At 72.9% G+C, this 17907-nt stretch carries 17 protein-coding genes and 1 pseudogene; 8 read left to right on the top strand and 10 right to left on the bottom strand.

Going from position 1 to position 17907, the window contains the following annotated elements:
* Positions 1-165: 165 nt before the first annotated feature.
* Positions 166-2061: a rhamnogalacturonan lyase gene (locus AC07DA_RS04690; protein WP_479124721.1), complete on the top strand. Its 1896-nt coding sequence runs from the start codon at positions 166-168 to the stop codon at positions 2059-2061.
* 137 nt (positions 2062-2198) lie between these two features.
* Here AC07DA_RS04690 and AC07DA_RS04685 read toward each other — a convergent pair whose 3' ends face one another.
* Positions 2199-2477, bottom strand: a complete 279-nt coding sequence (locus AC07DA_RS04685) for a GlsB/YeaQ/YmgE family stress response membrane protein (RefSeq protein ID WP_479124557.1) — start codon at positions 2475-2477, stop codon at positions 2199-2201.
* A gap of 154 nt (positions 2478-2631) precedes the next feature.
* Between AC07DA_RS04685 and AC07DA_RS04680 the strand changes: the two are divergent.
* Positions 2632-3387 (top strand): annotated as a pseudogene (locus AC07DA_RS04680) (VWA domain-containing protein); the annotation flags it as partial.
* A gap of 109 nt (positions 3388-3496) precedes the next feature.
* On the opposite strand, the gene AC07DA_RS04675 reads toward AC07DA_RS04680, so the two are convergent.
* Positions 3497-4576 (bottom strand): enoyl-CoA hydratase/isomerase family protein, encoded by a 1080-nt coding sequence (locus AC07DA_RS04675; protein ID WP_479124555.1) that lies wholly within the window; start codon positions 4574-4576, stop codon positions 3497-3499.
* A 340-nt stretch (positions 4577-4916) separates the two neighbouring features.
* Here AC07DA_RS04675 and AC07DA_RS04670 point away from each other — a divergent pair, with 340 nt between their 5' ends.
* Positions 4917-5744 (top strand): tat (twin-arginine translocation) pathway signal sequence, encoded by an 828-nt coding sequence (locus tag AC07DA_RS04670; RefSeq protein WP_479124554.1) that lies wholly within the window; start codon positions 4917-4919, stop codon positions 5742-5744.
* Positions 5745-5792: 48 nt separating this feature from the next.
* On the opposite strand, the gene rph is transcribed toward AC07DA_RS04670, so the two are convergent.
* A complete protein-coding gene (gene rph, locus AC07DA_RS04665) occupies positions 5793-8390 on the bottom strand; it encodes a rifamycin-inactivating phosphotransferase (protein ID WP_479124552.1) in 2598 nt (865 codons plus the stop codon).
* Between the two features lie 356 nt (positions 8391-8746).
* Here rph and AC07DA_RS04660 point away from each other — a divergent pair, with 356 nt between their 5' ends.
* Together AC07DA_RS04660 and AC07DA_RS04655 are read left to right on the top strand one after the other, a co-directional pair.
* Positions 8747-9151 (top strand): PaaI family thioesterase, encoded by a 405-nt coding sequence (locus AC07DA_RS04660; protein WP_479124550.1) that lies wholly within the window; start codon positions 8747-8749, stop codon positions 9149-9151.
* 30 nt (positions 9152-9181) lie between these two features.
* Positions 9182-9838, top strand: coding sequence for a TetR/AcrR family transcriptional regulator (locus tag AC07DA_RS04655; protein ID WP_479124548.1), 657 nt, complete (start codon positions 9182-9184; stop codon positions 9836-9838).
* 42 nt (positions 9839-9880) lie between these two features.
* Here the strand turns inward: AC07DA_RS04655 and AC07DA_RS04650 are convergent, their stop codons facing one another.
* Positions 9881-11065, bottom strand: coding sequence for an MFS transporter (locus tag AC07DA_RS04650; RefSeq protein ID WP_479124547.1), 1185 nt, complete (start codon positions 11063-11065; stop codon positions 9881-9883).
* An 88-nt stretch (positions 11066-11153) separates the two neighbouring features.
* On the opposite strand from AC07DA_RS04650, the gene AC07DA_RS04645 reads away from it, so the two are divergent.
* Positions 11154-11915, top strand: coding sequence for a DeoR/GlpR family DNA-binding transcription regulator (locus AC07DA_RS04645; RefSeq protein WP_479124545.1), 762 nt, complete (start codon positions 11154-11156; stop codon positions 11913-11915).
* A 66-nt stretch (positions 11916-11981) separates the two neighbouring features.
* Here the strand turns inward: AC07DA_RS04645 and AC07DA_RS04640 are convergent, their stop codons facing one another.
* From AC07DA_RS04640 to AC07DA_RS04620, 5 genes are all read right to left on the bottom strand, one after another.
* The gene (locus tag AC07DA_RS04640; protein ID WP_479124543.1) at positions 11982-12644 is read right to left on the bottom strand and encodes an SDR family oxidoreductase; all 663 of its coding nucleotides are present in this window, start codon (positions 12642-12644) and stop codon (positions 11982-11984) included.
* 146 nt (positions 12645-12790) lie between these two features.
* Positions 12791-13552, bottom strand: coding sequence for an alpha/beta fold hydrolase (locus AC07DA_RS04635; protein WP_479124541.1), 762 nt, complete (start codon positions 13550-13552; stop codon positions 12791-12793).
* A 28-nt stretch (positions 13553-13580) separates the two neighbouring features.
* Entirely contained in the window at positions 13581-14120 is a 540-nt protein-coding gene (locus tag AC07DA_RS04630; RefSeq protein ID WP_479124540.1) for a gluconokinase, read from the bottom strand.
* Between the two features lie 36 nt (positions 14121-14156).
* Positions 14157-15203 carry a glucose 1-dehydrogenase gene (locus tag AC07DA_RS04625; RefSeq protein ID WP_479124538.1) on the bottom strand — a complete coding sequence of 349 codons (1047 nt, stop codon included), beginning with the start codon at positions 15201-15203 and terminating at the stop codon, positions 14157-14159.
* Between the two features lie 140 nt (positions 15204-15343).
* Positions 15344-16039, bottom strand: coding sequence for a helix-turn-helix transcriptional regulator (locus AC07DA_RS04620; protein ID WP_479124719.1), 696 nt, complete (start codon positions 16037-16039; stop codon positions 15344-15346).
* Between the two features lie 83 nt (positions 16040-16122).
* Between AC07DA_RS04620 and AC07DA_RS04615 the strand changes: the two genes are divergently transcribed.
* A complete protein-coding gene (locus tag AC07DA_RS04615; RefSeq protein ID WP_479124536.1) occupies positions 16123-16551 on the top strand; it encodes a hypothetical protein in 429 nt (142 codons plus the stop codon).
* Positions 16552-16676: 125 nt separating this feature from the next.
* Complete coding sequence (locus tag AC07DA_RS04610) at positions 16677-17582, top strand: NAD-dependent protein deacetylase (protein ID WP_479124535.1); 906 nt, start codon at positions 16677-16679, stop codon at positions 17580-17582.
* A 34-nt stretch (positions 17583-17616) separates the two neighbouring features.
* Here AC07DA_RS04610 and AC07DA_RS04605 read toward each other — a convergent pair whose 3' ends face one another.
* Positions 17617-17883, bottom strand: a complete 267-nt coding sequence (locus AC07DA_RS04605; RefSeq protein ID WP_479124533.1) for a DUF6199 family natural product biosynthesis protein — start codon at positions 17881-17883, stop codon at positions 17617-17619.
* Positions 17884-17907: the final 24 nt, after the last annotated feature.

Genomic DNA, 17907 nt, shown 5'->3' with positions numbered 1-17907 from the left:
CCGGCTGTCAATCCGCCGGACGGGAAAAACTCACGGTTCCGAACAGGGTCGAACAGTGGCGAACAGTCGATGCGACAGAATCCTTGACGCGCAATCGGCCCGTTCCTAACCTCCCCCTCGTGGGAGCGTTCCCACACCCCCCACGCCCCGGAGGCCACCGTGATCGTGCCAGAACAGCGTCCCCGCACCACGCCACGCCCGTGGCGAGCACCCCACCGGCCGGGCGGCCGGCTCCTCGGCGGCATCTGTGCCGCGGCCCTGGCCGTCTCCACGCTCGTCGCCCTGCCCCGGACCGCCCAGGCGGCGACCGCCCGCCAGGTCGAGAAGCTCGACCGGGGCCTCACCAGCGTCCACACCGGCAACGGAAACCTCGTGTCCTGGCGCTGGCTGGCCACCGACCCGAACGACGTCTCGTTCAACGTCTACCGGGGCGGCACCAGACTCAACTCCTCGCCCCTCACCGCCTCGACGAACTACTTCGACGCCGGGGCCGCGGACTCGGCCGACTACACGGTCCGCGCGGTGGTCAACGGCACGGAGCAGGCCGCGTCCGCCCGCGCGGTCCAGTTCCGCACCGGCTACAAGGACGTCCCCATATCCCCGCCCGCCGGCGGCACCACCCCGGACGGAGTGGCGTACACCTACGAGGCCAACGACGCCTCGGTCGGCGACCTCGACGGGGACGGCGCGCTCGACATCGTCCTGAAGTGGCAGCCCACCAACGCCAAGGACAACTCCCAGTCCGGCTACACCGGCAACACGATCGTCGACGGCGTCAGACTCGACGGCACCCGGCTGTGGCGCATCGACCTGGGCCGCAACATCCGCTCCGGCGCCCACTACACGCAGTTCCAGGTGTACGACTACGACGGCGACGGCAAGGCCGAGGTCGCCATGAAGACCGCCGACGGCACCCGGGACGGCACCGGCGCGGTCATCGGCAGCTCCTCGGCCGACCACCGCAACTCCAGCGGCTACGTCCTGTCCGGGCCCGAGTTCCTGACGATGTTCAACGGCCAGACCGGCAAGGCGATGCAGAGCGTCGACTACGTCCCGGGCCGGGGCACCGTCTCCTCCTGGGGCGACTCCTACGGCAACCGCGTCGACCGCTTCCTGGCGGGCACGGCCTACCTCGACGGCTCCCGCCCCTCCCTGATCATGGCGCGGGGATACTACACCCGGACGGTGATCGCCGCCTGGGACTGGCGCAACGGCGCCTTCACCCGCCGCTGGACCTTCGACACCACCTCCTCCACCAACAGCGGCAAGGGCTACGACGGGCAGGGCAACCACAGCCTGTCCGTCGCCGACGTGGACGCCGACGGCAGGGACGAGATCGTCTACGGCGCGATGACGGTGGACGACAACGGCAGCGGTCTGTGGACCACGCGGCTCGGCCACGGCGACGCCGGCCACGTCGGGGACCTCAACCCCTCCCGTGCGGGCCTGGAGTACTTCAAGGTCTCCGAGGACTCGAGCAAGCCCGGTTCGTGGATGGCCGACGCCCGTACCGGCCAGATCCTGTGGCAGACGGCGTCCGGCTCCGACAACGGCCGGGGTGTCGCCGCCGACGTCTACGCGGGCAGCGCGGGCGCCGAGGCGTGGTCGGCCGCCGACACCACACTGCGTTCGGCCACCGGAGCCTCCCTCGGCCGGAAGCCCTCCAGCGTCAACTTCCTGTCGTGGTGGGACGGTGACCCCGTCCGTGAGCTGCTCGACGGCACCCGCATCGACAAGTACGGCACCTCCGGCGACACCCGCCTGCTGACCGGCTCCGGGGTCTCCTCAAACAACGGCACGAAGTCCACCCCGGTGCTGTCCGGCGACATCCTCGGCGACTGGCGCGAGGAGGTCATCTGGCGCACCAGCGGCAACACGGCCCTGCGGATCTACAGCACGCCCCACCAGACCGGCAGCCGCATCACCACGCTGCTGCACGACACCCAGTACCGCACGGCCCTGGCCTGGCAGAACACCGCCTACAACCAGCCCCCGCACCCGAGCTTCTTCCTCGGCAACGCCATGCCGACGCCGCCCCGGCCGACGGTCTACACGCCCTGAGCCCACGGGAGCCGCGCAGGCCCACCGGAGCGCTGCCCGCCCATCGGAGGTCTGCCCCCGCACGTGCGCGGCGCCCACTCCTGTCCGCAGGAGTGGGCGCCGCGCAGGTACAGCCGAAGGTCCGTGCCTTCGACGGGTCACGCGTGACGGTGCGTGCGCCGGTTGCCGGTGACGAGGCGGTAGAGGGCGAGCAGGATCATGGAGCCGACGATCGCGGCGATCCAGGTGGAGAGTTCGAAGAAGCCGTCGACGGAGTCGACGCCGAAGATGACCTTGCCGAGCCAGCCGCCGAGCAGACCACCGGCGATACCGATGAGCATGGTGATGACGATGCCGCCGGGGTCCTTGCCCGGCATCAGAGCCTTGGCGATGGCGCCGGCGAGCAGCCCGATGATGATCCAAGCAATGATGCCCATAATGCGTCTCCGCTTCCTCGTATAAAGACGGTGTTAGCTCATCGGGTGCACAGATCCGGCCCGAACAAACGTCTCTGTCTCATAAAGCTCGGTCCGCGGCGGACAAGATCGATTGCCAGAATCACATCAACCACGTTGCTCTTGTGCTGGACGCCAGCGGGAGCTGACGCGGACGGCTCAACTTCACGGCGACCACAGCTTCCTGACGTTCGTGCTGACGGACGGACAGGAGAACGCGAGCCACCGCTGCGAGGACTCCCCCAGCCGGGATCCGCGGGAACTGGTGCACGCCGTGGCCCGCATGATGGAGACCGAGCAGGACAACTGGACGCTGGCCGTCCTGGTGCCGGACCAGATGGGCAAGCGCGAGGCCATGCAGTGCGGCTTCCCGAAGGACAACATCGCCATATGGGACGCCACCAGCACCCAGGGGCTGGAGGAGGCCGGGCAGGTCATCCGGCAGGCCACGGAGAACTTCATGGTGGGCCGCGCGCGGGGCATCCGGGGATCGCGGGCGGTGCTCTCCACCGGCGCGGACGCGATCAACCAGGACACCATCGAGGCGGCCGGGCTCGCCCCGGCCGATCCGTCGAAGTACCAGTTGATTCCGGTGGCGCGCGACGCGGCGATCCGGGAGTGGGTCACCGAGTGCGGGCACACGTACCGCACGGGTGCGGCGTTCTACCAGCTGAGCAAGTCCGAGAAGATCCAGGCGCAGAAGCAGATAGCGGTGCTGGAGAAGAAGACCGACCGTGTGTACACGGGTCCGTCCGCCCGGGCCCTGCTGGGCCTGCCGAACACGGAGGTGCGCGTCAAGCCGGACCACAACGACCACTTCACCATCTTCGTGCAGAGCACCAGCGTCAACCGCAAGCTCGTGGCCCACACGCGGCTGCTGCTCATGCTCTGACAGCCGGAGGATGCCTGTACCGGCCGCCCGGCGCGCGCGGGTGGCACGCCGGGCGGATGGACGGCCGAGCCCGTGAGGGGCCGGCGCCGACCGTGCTCACGGGAGACGCTCACGGGAGATGGTCCGCGCCGGCCTCGCCCTGCTCCGCGAGGCCGAGTTCGCTCACGCGGGAAGGGGTGAAGAAGCGCTCGACGTCGGCGTCCGTGACCTCGGCGAGAGTCCTCGGCGACCAGCGCGGCCTGCGGTCCTTGTCGACGACCTGGGCGCGGATCCCCTCGACCAGGTCGGGCGTGCCGAGGGCGGCGCAGGACACGCGGTACTCCTGGTCCAGGACGCGCTCCAGCGTGCCGAGGGCCCGGGCCCGGCGCAGGGACGCGAGCGTCACCTTCAGGGCGGTCGGCGACTTGGCGAGCAGGGTCTCGGCGGCCTCCTTCGCCGCGGGGTCGCCGTGAGCGAGCAGCCGGTGCGCGATCTCCTCGACGGTGCCGGCCGCGTAGCAGGTGTCGATCCAGTCCCGCCGGTCGGCCAGGGCGCCCGGCGGCGGGGTCCGTACGACGCCGGCCAGCGCCTCGCCCACGGGCAGTTCGGCCAGGGAGTCGAGGAGGGGGCCCAGCGAGGCCGAGGGCACGTAGTGGTCGGCGAGCCCGCACAGCAGTGCGTCGGCGGCGCCGATCCGGGACCCGGTCAGGGCGAGGTGGGTGCCCGACTCGCCGGGCGCCCGGGCGAGCAGATACGTGCCGCCGACGTCCGGCACGAACCCGATGCCGGTCTCGGGCATGGCCACCTGGGACCGCTCGGTGACGACGCGGACGCTGCCGTGGGCCGAGACGCCGACCCCGCCGCCCATCACGATGCCGTCCATCACGGCGAGGTAGGGCTTGGGGTACCGGGCGATCCGGGCGTTGAGGCGGTACTCGTCGCGCCAGAACGCGCGGGAGGCGGAGCCGTCCCCGTCGCGGGCGTCGTCGTGGATGGCGCGGATGTCGCCGCCGGCGCACAGGCCCCGCTCCCCCGCCCCGGTGATGACGACGGTCTCCACGGCCGGGTCGGTCTCCCAGGCGGTGAGCGCCTCGTCGATGCGGCGGACCATCGTGTGCGTGAGGGCGTTGAGGGCCCGGGGCCGGTTGAGCGTGATGCGGGCGGCGCGTCCTGTGGTGTGGAACAGGACGGGTTCCTCGGTTCCGCTCATCGGAGCCCCTCTCCCGGGTCATGGGCCAGGACGACGCGCATGGTGCGGTTCCCCTTCCGGTTCTGGCGGACGACGGCAGAGGACACGTCGTCCGTCCCCGTGCCGGCGACGCATCGTCCCGTCGCCGGGTTCCCACGGTGCCTGATGGCCTGTCCGGCCGGTCCGGCGGGGTGGGGCCGGCCCCGGCGGCAGCCGCGCCGCCGGGGCTGACCCCACCCGCAAACGGGGGGAAGGCCCCACAGACCGGTCGCCGCCCGTCCCGTCAGCGTCCTGGTCCAGGGGTTGCTGCCCCCCGGCCCCGCGTACCCGACGCCGCCGCCTCTCCTGCCAAGGCCCTCGCATGAACCGCCTCGCGCATCCGCCCCGCCGTACCTCCGCACCCAGGCGGCAGGTCGGCGTCCTGACCGCGGTGATCGCGGTTCTCCTGGCCGCGTTCTTCCTCCTGCCGAACGCGCTGACCCACGACGGCGTTCATGCCGGGAACGTCGGGGGGTCGCTCCGCCGGGGCATGGTCGCCTACTGGGACTCCGGCCGCCAGGGCTTCCCCCGGGAGCTGGACGGCGCGGTCGGCTTCTGGTTCCGTTTCCACCTGGTCAAGCCCGGTGTCTCCGCGCTCCTCCTCGCCGCGGTCGTGCTGCTCGGTGTCGTCCTGTGGCGGTGGTCGCGGCAGCGGGCCGGCCGGCCCGGCCGGCTCAGGACCGTGCCGCCCGGGGTGCTCGTCGCGCTGCTCGGGCCCTTCGCCCTCGTCGGCCTGGTGGCCAACGCACAGGGAGCGGCAGCGCCCTTCGCGTCGCTGCTGCCCGTGCTCACCGACGCCGGTGCCGGTGAGGCCGCCGCCACCGTGTCGGAGATCCGCCGCCAGATCGCGGACCACCCCACGGGCCGACCCTCGCCCGCCCTCGCCTTCATGATCAGGGACTTCGCCCTCTATCACGCGGTCCTGGCCGCGATGGCCGCCGTGCTCGCGCTCACCCTGGCCGGTGCCTGCGCCGCCCTCTGGAGACGGCGCAGGATCACGCGCGACACACCGTCGAGGCGCGCGCTCGCACTCGGCGCCGCCGCTTCGGCTGTACTGGCGGTCCTCGCCCTGGTCATAGCCCTGGCGAACACCACCAGTGCGGCACACTCGCCCGAGGCACTCGCCGCCTTCTTCGAGGGAGCGTGGTGAAACGCCCGCCTCGTGCCGCCGGGCTCCCGCGGAGCCCTTCGGGGACGGTCACGGCAGGAGCTCGACGTACCCGTCGCCGCCGTGCACGCGGATGCGCTGGCCGTCCCGGATCAGGCGGGTGGCCCGGTCCACCCCGACCACGGCCGGCAGGCCGTACTCCCGGGCGATCACCGCGCCGTGGGTCATGAGGCCGCCGACCTCCGTGACCAGGCCCGCGACACCGACGAAAAGGGGCGTCCAGCTGGGGTCCGTGTGGGCCGTGACCAGGATGTCGCCCGCCTCCAGATCGGCTTGTGCCATGTCCAGGACGACACGGGCCCTGCCCTCGACCGTCCCGGCGGAGACCGCCAGCCCGATCAGGGCTCCGGCCGGCACGTCCTCGCGCCGGTAGGCCCCGTTGACGGCCTCGCCGTCCGAGGTGAGCACCCGCGGCGGGGTGAGCGCCTGGTACGAGCGGAAGGCGTCCTTGCGCTGCCGGACGAGTGCGGCGTCCACCCGTCCCGAGCGCACCACCTCGTGGAACTCCTGGAACGTGAGGTAGAAGACGTCCTCCCGCTCGGCGAGCACGCCGTCCCGCACGAGTCGCCCGGCCTCCTCCATCAGGGCCTGCTTGTAGACGAAGTAGCGGCTGACGATGTCGTACTTGGGGTACTCGCGGTAGCCGATGAACGTGCGGACCCGGTCGATCATCCGCTGGGCCTCGTCGGCCTTCCGGTCCCCGTCCGGCAGGGCCCGCAGCCGTGCCAGTACGTCCTGTTCCTTCTCCAGCGCCTGCCTGCGTCCTTGCTCGAAACGCCGCCGGGCGGCGCCCGGTGTGAAGTTCCTGACGTTGTCGAGGATCGCCGGCACGAGCGTGCCCGGGCTCTCGCGCCAGCGCGGCCGGGTGATGTCGATCTCTCCGGCACAGCGCATGCCGTACCGGTCGAGGTAGGCCTCGATCGCGTCGCGTGCCTCGCTCCCGCCGGGGAGTTTCGCCAGCTCGTCCAGGAAGTCCTCGTCCTCGACGCCCTGCAGGAAGGCGACCACCTGGGGGTGCGGGCGGATGACATCGGCGACGTCCAGGAGTTCGAGTCCCATCTCCGACGTGATGTTGCCGGGGGCGGACAGCGTGAGCGTGTCAGCCGCGTTCTTCTCCCCCAGCCACTTTCGCAACGTGTCGTTGAGCCACCACGTGGCCTCCATGCCGGCCATGATCACCTGCATGCTCAGGCGGTCGCCCAGCACCCGCTTGTGCTCCTCGAAGGCCTCGAGCAGGAAGTCGAACAGCGCGGGACCGCTCTTCGTCCGGATCTCGCGCCTCAGCGCGGCGATGGACGCCCGGCTGCGCTCGATCAGCCCGGTCACGACGGCCGGATCGGTCTCGATCGGGCTCGGGGCCCCTCCGCCCGGCACTCCGCCGGGCTCCGTGTCCGGGAGCGACGGGACGAAGTCGCCCCGCTCCAGGACGGTCTCCAGGGCGTCCCGGACCAGTGGGTCGCCCCTGCCCACGAGGTCCAGCAGGGCGGCGCGGCTCGCGGGCGAGGCCAGGCGCCGGGTGACGTCGACGAACAGCCTGCCGCCGGCCTCGTGCATCGGCGTCAGGGCCGTCAGCCGCCACATGGAGAGCCCCAGGGGCTTCATGGGATCGGTCATCATCTGCTGGTGCCCGACGGAGACGTACACGTGGTTGTCGTCGTCGCCGGTCTCGGGGACCGGGAACAGGGTCGTGACCGGCCGGCTCTGGACGATCCGGAAGTCGTCGCCGACCAGGCACCATTCGATGTCCTGGGGACGGCCGAAGTGCGCCTCGATCCGCCGTCCGAGCCGCACGAGACGCACCGCCTGCGCATCGGTCAGCGCCGGTTGCCGCTGCCGCTGCGCGTCGATGTCCACCTGGTGCGTGCCACCGCCCGGCAGGGCCTGTACGGCGCGCTGTTTGGCGGCGATGGTACGGGCGACGACCTCGCCGTCGCGCACCGTGAAGACGTCCGGGTCGACCAGGCCGGAGACCAGGGCCTCCCCGAGGCCGAAACCGGCGTCCACGGTGGCGACCCTGCGGTTGCCCGTGACGGGGTCGGCCGTGAACAGGATGCCGGCCGCCTGCGGGAAGACCATCCGCTGGACGACGACGGCCATCTGGACCGTGCGGTCGTCGATGCCGTGGCGCCGGCGGTAGGTGACGGCCCGCTCGGTGAACAGCGAGGCCCAGCACCGGCTGAGGTGCCGCAGGACCGACGGCGTTCCCACGACGTTGAGGTACGTGTCCTGCTGGCCGGCGAACGAGGCCGTCGGCAGGTCCTCCGCCGTCGCGCTGGAGCGCACGGCACAGGCGGCCTCCTCCCCGAGCAGCGCGAGCGCGCGGGTGACCGACGCCGCGACGTCGTCCGGGAGAGGGGTCTCCTCGATGGTGTGGCGGATCCGCGCGCCGAGGACGCGGATCGTCTCGCGGTCGTCCGGATCGACGCGTGCCAGGCGGTCGAGTTCCTCCTCGAGGGAGGCGGCTCGGGCCATGGTCCGCCGGAAGGCGTCCGTCGTCACGCAGAAGCCGTCCGGGACGCGCACGCCCTCGATCCGTGACAGCTCGCCCAGGTGGGCGCCCTTGCCGCCGGCGACCGCGACCTGTGTCTTGTCGATGTCCCGGAGGTCCAGCACGTACCGCCCGTTCATCGCGGCACCTCCGCGGTGGCCGTGTTCCGCTGTGACGACAACTGACGCATGGGGTGCCCCGTTTCCGCAGGTCCTGGTCTCGGCCGTCGATTCTGCGCCGTGCCGGGGGCCTTGCCGCAAGCCCCCCGGTGCGCTATAACGTGAGACAGGCAAGGAGAAATCTCCTTGCCTTTGCTGTTTTCTGCCGCCTGTCGGCGCGCCGCCCGTCCGGCACCGACCGGCCGGCCAACGCCCCCGAGCGCGCCGTGTTCCCGAGGTCGTCACATCGCTGCGAGCCCCGAACGAGCCGGTTGACGCCCTGGAGTTAACGTCGTTAACTTAACGACGTTAACTCACGCCGTAGACAGGGGTGGCCCATGCTGACGATCGACGCCGAAGAGGTCTACGCGCTCGCGCCGTACGCCAGGACGCTCGGAGTGGTGTTCGACGAGATCACGGCAGCCGGCGTCCGGGCCAGGTTGGCGCACGACGTCTCCCTGTCCACGGTGGGCGGCGGGCTCCACGGCGGAGCGCTGATGGGGCTCGCCGACGTCTGCGCCGCCGTGTGCGCCGCCCTCAACGGCCCGCCCGGCGCCGCACCGGCCACCGTGGAGTCGACCACCCACTTCCTGCGGCCGGCCCGCACGGACGTCGTGGCGACGGCCGGTCCCTTGCGGGTCGGGCGCAACACCGTCGTGCAGGTCGACATCCATGACGCCACGGGCGACCTGTGCGCCCGGGTGACCCAGGTGATCACCGCGGTGCGGCCGCAGTCGTCCTGACCCCGTCTCACCTGCCGGGGGGTTCCCGCTGTGACCAGCTCACGCGTGCGCGCCGCCAAGGGCCGGGGCGGGCTGCTGAAGGACCGGTTCCTCGACATCGCCGGCGAACTGCTCGAAGAGGGCGGCGCCCAGGCGCTGACGATTCGCGCGGTGGCGGCCCGGGCGGACGTCAGCCCGCCGGCCGTCTACCTCCACTTCTCCTCGAAGACGGAACTCGTCCACGCGACGTGCCTGCGCGTGTGGACGTCGCTCTTCGCCGAGCTGGAAGCCGTGTCCCGTACGGTCCCGGACCCCGTGACGGCGCTCTTCGAGAACTGTGTCGCCTACATCTCCTTCGGACTGCGCCACCCCGCCCAGTACCGCCTGGTGATGGCCGGGGAGGCCACGGAGGCCAGCCGCCGGAACGCGGACGCGTGCTTCCGGCACTTCCGGGAGAAGGTGAAGGCCTGTCTCGACTCCGGGGTGCCGGTCGACAGCCCGACCGAGACCGCGAGACTGCTGTGTGCCGGTGTCCACGGAGCCGTGTCCCTGCTCATCCACCAGGAGCACGACGTGTGGCCGTCCGACGTCGCCCGCTACGTCCGGCAAGCGGCCTCCTCAGCCGTCCACGGCGCCCTCCTCACCGCTTCCCGCGCGCCCGGGCCGCCTTCCCTGGCCGCCGTGACGCGGTCGCGCCGAACGGCGTGAGAAGCCTGCGCGACGCGTGGTCAGGTCGCGCCGCACAGGCGGTCAGGAGGTCGGCTCGACCGTGCGCGGCCGGTCCGGGGCGGGGCGCAGGACGCCGGCCGCGGCGGCGGCGGTCACGCAGAACAGGGTGAGCAGCAGGAAGGTGTGGTTCAGCGCCATCAGGCGGGTCATCCAGCCGATCACGGCGGGACCCGCGAGCATGCCGATGTAGCCGAGCCCGGCGACACGGGAGACGTTGGTGCCCGCGGCCGAGGGGTCGGCGTGCCCGGCGGCGCTGAACAACTGCGGGATGCAGCCGGACAGGCCCAGCCCGAACAGCGCCCAGCCGGCCAGCGCCGCCCAGATCCAGGGCGAGAGGGCCACGGCCGTGATGCCGACGGCGGCCAGCGCGGCCCCGTGGCGCAGGACGGCGACCGGTCCGAAGCGCGCGGAGACCCGGTCCGCCAGGAGCCGGCCCGCGGTCATGGTGGCGGCATACGTCCCGTAGGCGAAGGCGGCGGTGCTCTCCGGCGCGTCCAGTACGTCCTCCAGGTGGAGGACACTCCAGTCGTTGGCGGCTCCCTCGCACAGCATGACCAGCAGGGCCAGGACGGCGAGGAGCCAGATCCGGCCGGGCACAGGGCGTTTCCCCGCGGCCTCGCCCCCGGCGGCCTGGGCGGGGGCGGCCGGCCCGGCGGGCAGGAGGCCGCGGGCCGCCACCAGGGCGACGACGACGCCGGTCCCCGCGGCGGCGCCCAGCGTCGCGGCCGGTTCCCAGCCGGCGTCGACGGCCGCGGCGCCCGCGAGCGCGGCCAGGACACCGCCCACGGAGAACGTGGCGTGGAACGCCGACATGACAGGCCGCCCGTAGGCCTTCTCCACCTGTACGGCATGGGCGTTCATGCTGACGTCCAGGGTGCCGTTGCCGAAGCCGAACAGCAGCAGGGCGGCTCCCAGGGTCCACGGCTCCCGGGCGAGTCCGGGCAGCACCAGGGTCGCGCCGCACAGCACGCCGGCCGGCGGAACGACGGCGCGCGTGCCGAGCCGGTCGGACAGGCGCCCGCCGGCCTGCATGCCGAGGAAGGCCCCCGCCCCCAGCAGCACGAGGAATCCGCCCAGGGCCGCGTGGCTGATGCCCACGCGCTCCTCGATGGCGGGGATCTGCACCACCCACATACCCAGCAAGGTGCCATTGAGGATGAAATAGACAAATGTCGCAACGCGAGCTACCCGCAGCGCTCTTTCCATGCGCTCACCATAACGAACACCCGTCGTGCTTGAAACACTGATTTACGAACATGACTCCTGTGCGGTCAGCGTGGTGTTGAATCACCGTATGAGCACCGCGGAACGTCACCGACTGATCGCCCAGGCCGTTCAGCGGACGGGTACGGCCACTGTCGCCGAGCTCGCCGGACTGACCGGCGCCTCGGAGATGACCGTCCGTCGCGACCTGGACCACCTGGCCGCGCAGGGCGTCCTGGAACGGTTCCGCGGCGGCGCGCGCACCCTCCTCCTGCGCGGCGAGGAGCCTCCCTTCGCACTGCGCGCCCACGAAGCGGTCGACGCCAAACGCCGGATCGCGGCGGAGGTGGCCGCACTCGTCGACGACGGCGAGACCGTCCTGCTCGACAGCGGTACGACCTGCCTGGAAGTCGCCCGCCTGCTGCACGGGCGGCCGGTCACCGTGATGCCGCTGTCCCTCCAGGCGATCGCGGTCCTCGGTGACGCTCCCGAGCCGACCCGGCTCCTGGTTCCCGGAGGGCGCCCCCGGGCCGGTGAGGGAGCCCTCACCGGCCCCCTCACCCTCGCCTCCCTGGCGGCGCTGCGTTTCGACACCGCCGTCCTGGGCTGCTGCGGCCTGACCGCCGACGACGGCATGACCGCCTACGACCTCGACGAAGCGGCGGTGAAGAAGGCGGCCATCACTTCGGCGCGCCGCGTCGTCGCCGCCGCCGACGGCAGCAAACTCGGCCGCACCACGCAGGCCCATGTCGGCCCCGCGACGCTGGTGCACGTGCTCGTCACCGACACCGCCGCCCCCGCCGACGAGACCGAGGCGCTCGCGGGCCGCGGCATCACGCTCAGGCGAGTCTGAAACCGCCCGGCGCCGAGACGGTCGGGGCGGACGACTGCCCTGCTCTGCCGCCGATCTGACGGAGCATCAGCGGCGGACGTTCGCCCGGACCGCCTCCGCGATGGGTGTCGGGCCCGCGTCGAGTTCGAGGATCTGCCGGCCGATCCCGGGCTCGTGCAGCAGCTCGGCGAGCGTGGCGGCCACGTCCTCACGGGTGATCTCGCCGTGGAACCCGGCCGGTCCGAGGGACACGGTGCCGGTGCCCGGACCGTCCAGGAGGAGGGACGGACGCAGGATCAGCCAGTTCAGGTCGCTGCGGCTGAGCGCGACGTCCGCGCCCTTCTTCACGGCGAAGTAGTACTCGACCTCGTCGCCGAGGTCGCGTTCCCGCCAGGACTCGGGCAGCACCGACACCAGCGCGAAGCGCTCCACACCCGCCAGGCGTGCCGCGTCCATCGCCTTGACGACGCCGTCGCCGTCGACGGCCCTCGTGACCTCCCTGCTGCCGCCGTTCGATCCGGCGCTGAAGACGATCACGTCGACGCCACCGAACGCCGCGGCCAGTTGCTCCGCGGTCATGGTGGAGAGATCACCGACGTGTGCGCGCACGCCGCGTGCGGTGAGTTCGGCCCGCTGCTCCTGCCGGCGTACGAGCCCGTGGACGGAGTCCCCCCGCGAGAGCAGCTGCTGCGTGAGCAGGCCGCCGACCTTGCCGGTGATGCCGATGACGAACACGTCCACGGTGGACACTCCGTTCTCTCTGCGGGACGTTCCGGCTCCGTCGCGGGGCCGATGCACCAGCGGTCAACCGACCGCGCCCACACGGGTATTCCTGCGTCGGGGGTCGCGGGGCGCCGCCCGCACTGCTCCCGGGAAGGCGTGCGCCGGCGTTCGTGTCACGGTCCCCCGGTGCGGGCCCCCTCCAGAATGCCGGCGGTGACGGCGGGATGGGGGTGGGGGAACGCGTGCGCGCCCGGGACCGGCAGGACGCGCCCGGCGGCTGCCCGGCGGGCCAGGAGCCCGGCCCAGTCCGGTGGGCACAGCCCGTCCCGCTCCCCCGCCACGACGGTGACCGGGCAGGTCACCGAGGGCACAACGTCCTCGGGCGCGTCGGCCTGCGCCGAGCGGACGCAGTTCAGCAGTCGGCGCGGACCGGCCCCGAGGTAGGAGGGCAGCACGGTCGGCACGACGTCCGGCGCCTCGTGGACCGCCGTGCGGGCGAGCGCGCCCAGGAGCGGGCGCAACCGCCGCAGGTGGGGCGGGAAGGTCGGGGAGAGCAGGACGAGGGACCGGACTCGCTCCGGGGCGCGTACGGCCGCGTGCAGCGCCACCTGCGCGCCGGTGGAGTGCCCGGCGAGCACCACGGGCTCCCGTGGGACGACGGCCAGCCACCGCGCCACCGTGTCGGCCAGCGCCCCGAGCGTCTCCGGGCAGACGGGCCCGGCCGGATCGCGGAAGCCCGGCACGTCCAGCAGCCGTGCCGGGCCCGACCGGGCACAGTGTCCGAGCGTGCGCAGCAGGTAGCCCGGCGCGCCCAGGCCCGGGACCAGCACGACCGGAACGCCCCGCCGGTCCGCTCGCGGCGTCCCCGCACTGCGCACCACGGCCGCGCCGACACGGTCGTGGCCCACGTACAGGTGCGGGGGCGGCTGCGGCATGCCCGGCGGGTACCCGGCCCCGCGCGTGTCATGGACCCGCGTCGGCCCCGGCGGACGCGGCGGGAGGGACGACGGCGGCTCGGGCCAGCTCGGCGGTCCGCTCGGGTGTGCCGTCGATCGGGACGGCCGCCCCCGTTTCGTCCCTGCCCAGCGGTTCGAGGTCGGCGAGCTGGCTGCGGAGCAGGTCGGGCGGCATGAAGTGGCCCCGCCTGGCGGAGATCCGGGCGGCGATCAGCTCGGGCGAGCCGTCGAGGTGCAGGAAGAACACGTGCGGCGCGGCGGAGGCCAGCCGGTCCCGGTAGCGCCGCTTCAGCGCCGAGCAGGCCACCACGCCTCCGCTGTCCGCGTGCTCCGTCAGCCAGCGTGCGATCTCGTCCAGCCAGGGGCGGCGGTCCTCGTCGTCCAGAGGGTGGCCGGCCCGCATCTTCGCCACGTTGGCCGCGGGGTGGAAGTCGTCCCCCTCGGCGTAGGTGACGCCCAGGCTCCGTGCCAGCGCGCGGCCCACCGTGGTCTTCCCGGAGCCCGACACGCCCATGACCACGACCAGCGGAGCGGAGCTGTGAGACATCCAGAACCTTCCCTTCGGGATCTCGTCGTTCACCGTCTAGAGCTCGATGACCACCTTGACGTCGTCCGGTCGCGGTGTGAACGCCTCCGTGGCGCGCTCCAGCGGCACACGCCGGGTGATCACCCGCTCCAGCCACGACAGGTCGGCCCGGGCCAGCGCGTCGGCGGCCTGCCGGTAGTGGCGCAGATTGGCGTTGACCGAGCCGACCACCGCGTCGTTCTGCAGCACGATCTCCCGGTTGAGGGCGCCCGCGTCCACGGTCATCCTGCGCCCGGCGGGTGACACCCCGGTCAGGCACACCACTCCGTAGGGGGCGGTGCCGGTCAGCGCCGCGAGCACGGGCTCGTTGGCGCCGGTCGCCTCGATGACGACGTCCGGGCGTACGGCGGTGACGATCCGCTCGACGTCGTCGGCGTGGTAGGTGGCGCCCAGGTCCCGTACCAGGCCGGGCTTGGGGCCGTCGGACACCCGGTCGAGGACGTGCACGTCCAGGCCCCGCTGCGTGCCGAGGAGGGCGGCCAGCAGGCCGATGGGCCCCGCCCCGGTCACCAGGACGCGCCGCGGCTCGAACCACGAACGGCCGCCGACGCGTTCGATCTGCTCCCATGCCTTGGCCACCACGGTGGTCGGTTCCATGAGCACCCCGGCGCGGTCCAGGTGCGGCTCCAGTTTCACCGCGTAGTCGGCCTCCACGCACCACGCCTCGGCGCCGTAGCCGTCGATCTCCTTGATGCCGCGTTCGGTGTAGCGGCCGTTGCGGCACATGTCGAACTCGCCGCGGGCGCACGCGCCGCAGGGTTCGGGGTCCGGGCGGCGCACCACCCCGGCGACCAGGTCACCGGCCGAGAAGCCGCTTCCGGGCGGCGCCTGCCGCACCCGTCCGAGGGACTCGTGTCCCAGGACCAGCCGGTCACGGCCGGGCGGGGCCGTGCCGTACTCGCCCCGGACGATCTCCTTGTCGGTTCCGCACACGCCCATCGCCAGGCCGTCCACCAGCAGCTCGCCGGGGGCCGGGGCCGGGTCGGGGACCTCCTCCACCGCTGTGGAGTCCTTGCTGCCGGGCCGTACCGTCACCGCACGCATCGCTCACCTCGTCCCTCGCTCGGTCGGCGCGGAACTGGTACGCGCCGCTGTCCGACCGTGTGTCCCGTGACGGGGGTTTCAGCCCCTGCCGGACGGCTCGGAGTGGACACGGCCGTGTCCGGGCGGAACCACGGCGCGCTTCAGGCGGCGGGCCGCAGCCGCACGCAGCACCCGTCCGGGGCCGGCGCGAGCTCGGCTTCGAGACCGCTGTCGCCGAGCGCGGCGAGCACCCCGCGCAGCAGGTGCAGGTTCATACCGCACACCGTCTCGGTGTGCTCGCGGGCCAGGGCATGGAAGGGGCAGTTGCCCAGCACGATCGCGTCCCCCTCGGGGCGCGGCTCGTAGCCGTGGCGCTCCAGCAGGTCCGTCACGCCGGCCGTCGCGTCCGCGCCCAGTTGCCCGCCCAGTTCCGTCGCCGCGCGGTGCAGCACCCCGCGGACCGGCTCGCCCGTGGCCTCGGCCTCCTCCACGGCGCGGGCGAGCAGCCGGCCGGCCAGTTCGTAGTGCCGCTCGGGGAGGCTGACGCTGACCTCGCGGCCGGAGCGGCGGTAGAGCTTGGCGGGCCGCCCGGCTCCCGGGCCGCTGCGTCCGCTGCGCCGCTCGTACACGACCTCCAGCAGCCCTTCGGACGCCAGCCGGTCCAGGTGGAAGGCCGCCGTCTGCCGCGCCAGCCCGAGGGCCCGGGCGGCGTCGTCCCGGCCGACGGGGCCAGTCCGGCGCACCACGTGCTCGTACAGCCGCCGCCGCGTCGGCTCGTCCAGGGCGGCGACGGCGGAGACGTCACCGCCGGGTGCCGTGCCGGTGCCGGGTGCTTCCTCGGAGTGCTCCACGAACACCAGTGTAAAACCCACGGCCATTGACTAAAGAAACGGAGCGCGCTTCTATCGACAGTGAAAGTTGTCGATAGAAGGAGGGCGTCATGTCGTCCACCACCACGTCCCTCGCACCCCGGCGCGGCCTGACGGCCGACCCCGCCCACCAGGCCTTCTGGATCCTGCGCGCCGGGTTCACCGCGGCCCCCGTCCTGTTCGGGCTGGACAAGTTCGCCAACCTGCTCGTGGACTGGCCCGCCTACCTCGCCCCGTGGCTCGACGACCTGGTCCCGGGCAGCGCCCAGGCCGCCATGTACGCCGTCGGGGTGGTCGAGATCCTCGCGGGCGCCGTCGTCGCCGTGGCCCCCCGGTTCGGCGGCTGGCTGGTGGCCGGCTGGCTCTCCGGCGTCATCGTCAACCTGCTGAGCGTCCCCGGGTACTACGACATCGCCCTGCGCGACTTCGGACTGCTGCTCGGCGCCGTCGCGCTGGCGCGGCTCGCGGTGCGCTACCACGGCCCTCGGCGATCGGGCTGACGCCGCCCGCCGGGACGCACCGGGGGCGGGTGACCGACCGGGCCCGAGTTCACCCGCCCGCACCGGCGAGGCCGCCCCACTCGGCGCCATCCCCGTCGGGGGCCGCGGTTCCGTACCCTGACGGCATGCGCATGCGCCCCACCCTGAGCTGGACCCCCGACGAGGACCCGCGGCCCGGCACCACGGACCTGGAGCCGGTCGCCGACGCGCTCCGCACCGGCGGCGTACTGGTGCTCAGCGGTGCGGGCATCTCCACGGAGTCGGGCATCCCCGACTACCGGGGCGAGGGCGGGAGCCTGAGCAGGCACACGCCGATGACCTACCAGGACTTCGTGGGCGGCGCGCAGGCCAGGCGCCGGTACTGGGCGCGCAGCCACCTCGGCTGGCGCACCTTCGGCCGGGCCCGCCCCAACGCCGGGCACCGGGCCGTGGCCGCGTTCGGGCGGCACGGCCTGCTCTCGGGCGTCATCACCCAGAACGTGGACGGCCTGCACCAGGCCGCCGGCAGCGAGGACGTCGTGGAACTCCACGGGGCCCTGGACCGGGTGGTCTGCCTGTCGTGCGGCGCCCGCAGCCCGCGCCGCGAGCTGGCCCGGCGGCTGGAGGAGGCCAATCCGGGGTTCGAGCCCGTGGCCGCCGGCATCAACCCGGACGGAGACGCCGACCTCACCGACGAGCAGGTCGCCGGTTTCCGGGTGGTGCCCTGCGCGCTCTGCGGCGGCATCCTCAAACCGGACGTGGTGTTCTTCGGCGAGGCCGTTCCGCCGCAGCGCGTCGAGCACTGCCGCGCGCTGGTCCGTGCCGCGGCCTCGCTGCTGGTCCTGGGGTCCTCGCTGACGGTGATGTCCGGGCTGCGCTTCGTCCGTCAGGCGGCGCAGGCCGGAACGCCGGTGCTCATCGTCAACCGGGACCCGACCCGGGGCGACCGGCACGCCCTCACCCGGGTTTCGCTCCCCCTGGGCACGGCCCTCACGGCCGTGGCGGACCGGCTGGGCATCGCCGTGGGCCAGCAGACGGCACCGATCCCGTGACCGGGGGCGGGACTTCGGCGCCGCCCTGCCCCGCTCACACCGCCCGCAGCAGCATCCAGGTGGCCACGGCCAGGAAGAGCACCCCGACCACGCGCTGCATCGCGTACCCCTTCGCCGTCGGCTCGGTCGCCTCGGGGTTCTTCACCCAGCCGCGCTGGAGCCGGCTGTTCAGCCGCCAGAGCAGCTGAGGGCATATCACCTGGACCAGGCCCATGAGCAGGAAGAGACACAGGATCGGGACGAGGGCGGGACTGGAACCGCCGTCCCCGGAAGCGGTCTGCACCATCGACGCGTAGGACATGAACACCGGATGTCCGCCTGTCCC

The sequence above is a fragment of the Streptomyces sp. NPDC044921 genome (genome assembly GCF_056432865.1).
This window is presented reverse-complemented; position numbering and strand designations above follow the sequence as displayed.

Coding starts and splice junctions, on each gene's coding strand:
- AC07DA_RS04625 (WP_479124538.1), bottom strand. CDS start 15,203: ATGCGTGCGGTGACGGTACGGCCCGGCAGCAAGGACTCCACAGCGGTG.
- AC07DA_RS04635 (WP_479124541.1), bottom strand. CDS start 13,552: ATGCCGCAGCCGCCCCCGCACCTGTACGTGGGCCACGACCGTGTCGGC.
- AC07DA_RS04610 (WP_479124535.1), top strand. CDS start 16,677: ATGCGCATGCGCCCCACCCTGAGCTGGACCCCCGACGAGGACCCGCGG.
- AC07DA_RS04660 (WP_479124550.1), top strand. CDS start 8,747: ATGCTGACGATCGACGCCGAAGAGGTCTACGCGCTCGCGCCGTACGCC.
- AC07DA_RS04615 (WP_479124536.1), top strand. CDS start 16,123: ATGTCGTCCACCACCACGTCCCTCGCACCCCGGCGCGGCCTGACGGCC.
- AC07DA_RS04685 (WP_479124557.1), bottom strand. CDS start 2,477: ATGGGCATCATTGCTTGGATCATCATCGGGCTGCTCGCCGGCGCCATC.
- AC07DA_RS04675 (WP_479124555.1), bottom strand. CDS start 4,576: ATGAGCGGAACCGAGGAACCCGTCCTGTTCCACACCACAGGACGCGCC.
- AC07DA_RS04605 (WP_479124533.1), bottom strand. CDS start 17,883: ATGTCCTACGCGTCGATGGTGCAGACCGCTTCCGGGGACGGCGGTTCC.
- AC07DA_RS04630 (WP_479124540.1), bottom strand. CDS start 14,120: ATGTCTCACAGCTCCGCTCCGCTGGTCGTGGTCATGGGCGTGTCGGGC.
- rph (WP_479124552.1), bottom strand. CDS start 8,390: ATGAACGGGCGGTACGTGCTGGACCTCCGGGACATCGACAAGACACAG.
- AC07DA_RS04670 (WP_479124554.1), top strand. CDS start 4,917: ATGAACCGCCTCGCGCATCCGCCCCGCCGTACCTCCGCACCCAGGCGG.
- AC07DA_RS04645 (WP_479124545.1), top strand. CDS start 11,154: ATGAGCACCGCGGAACGTCACCGACTGATCGCCCAGGCCGTTCAGCGG.
- AC07DA_RS04650 (WP_479124547.1), bottom strand. CDS start 11,065: ATGGAAAGAGCGCTGCGGGTAGCTCGCGTTGCGACATTTGTCTATTTC.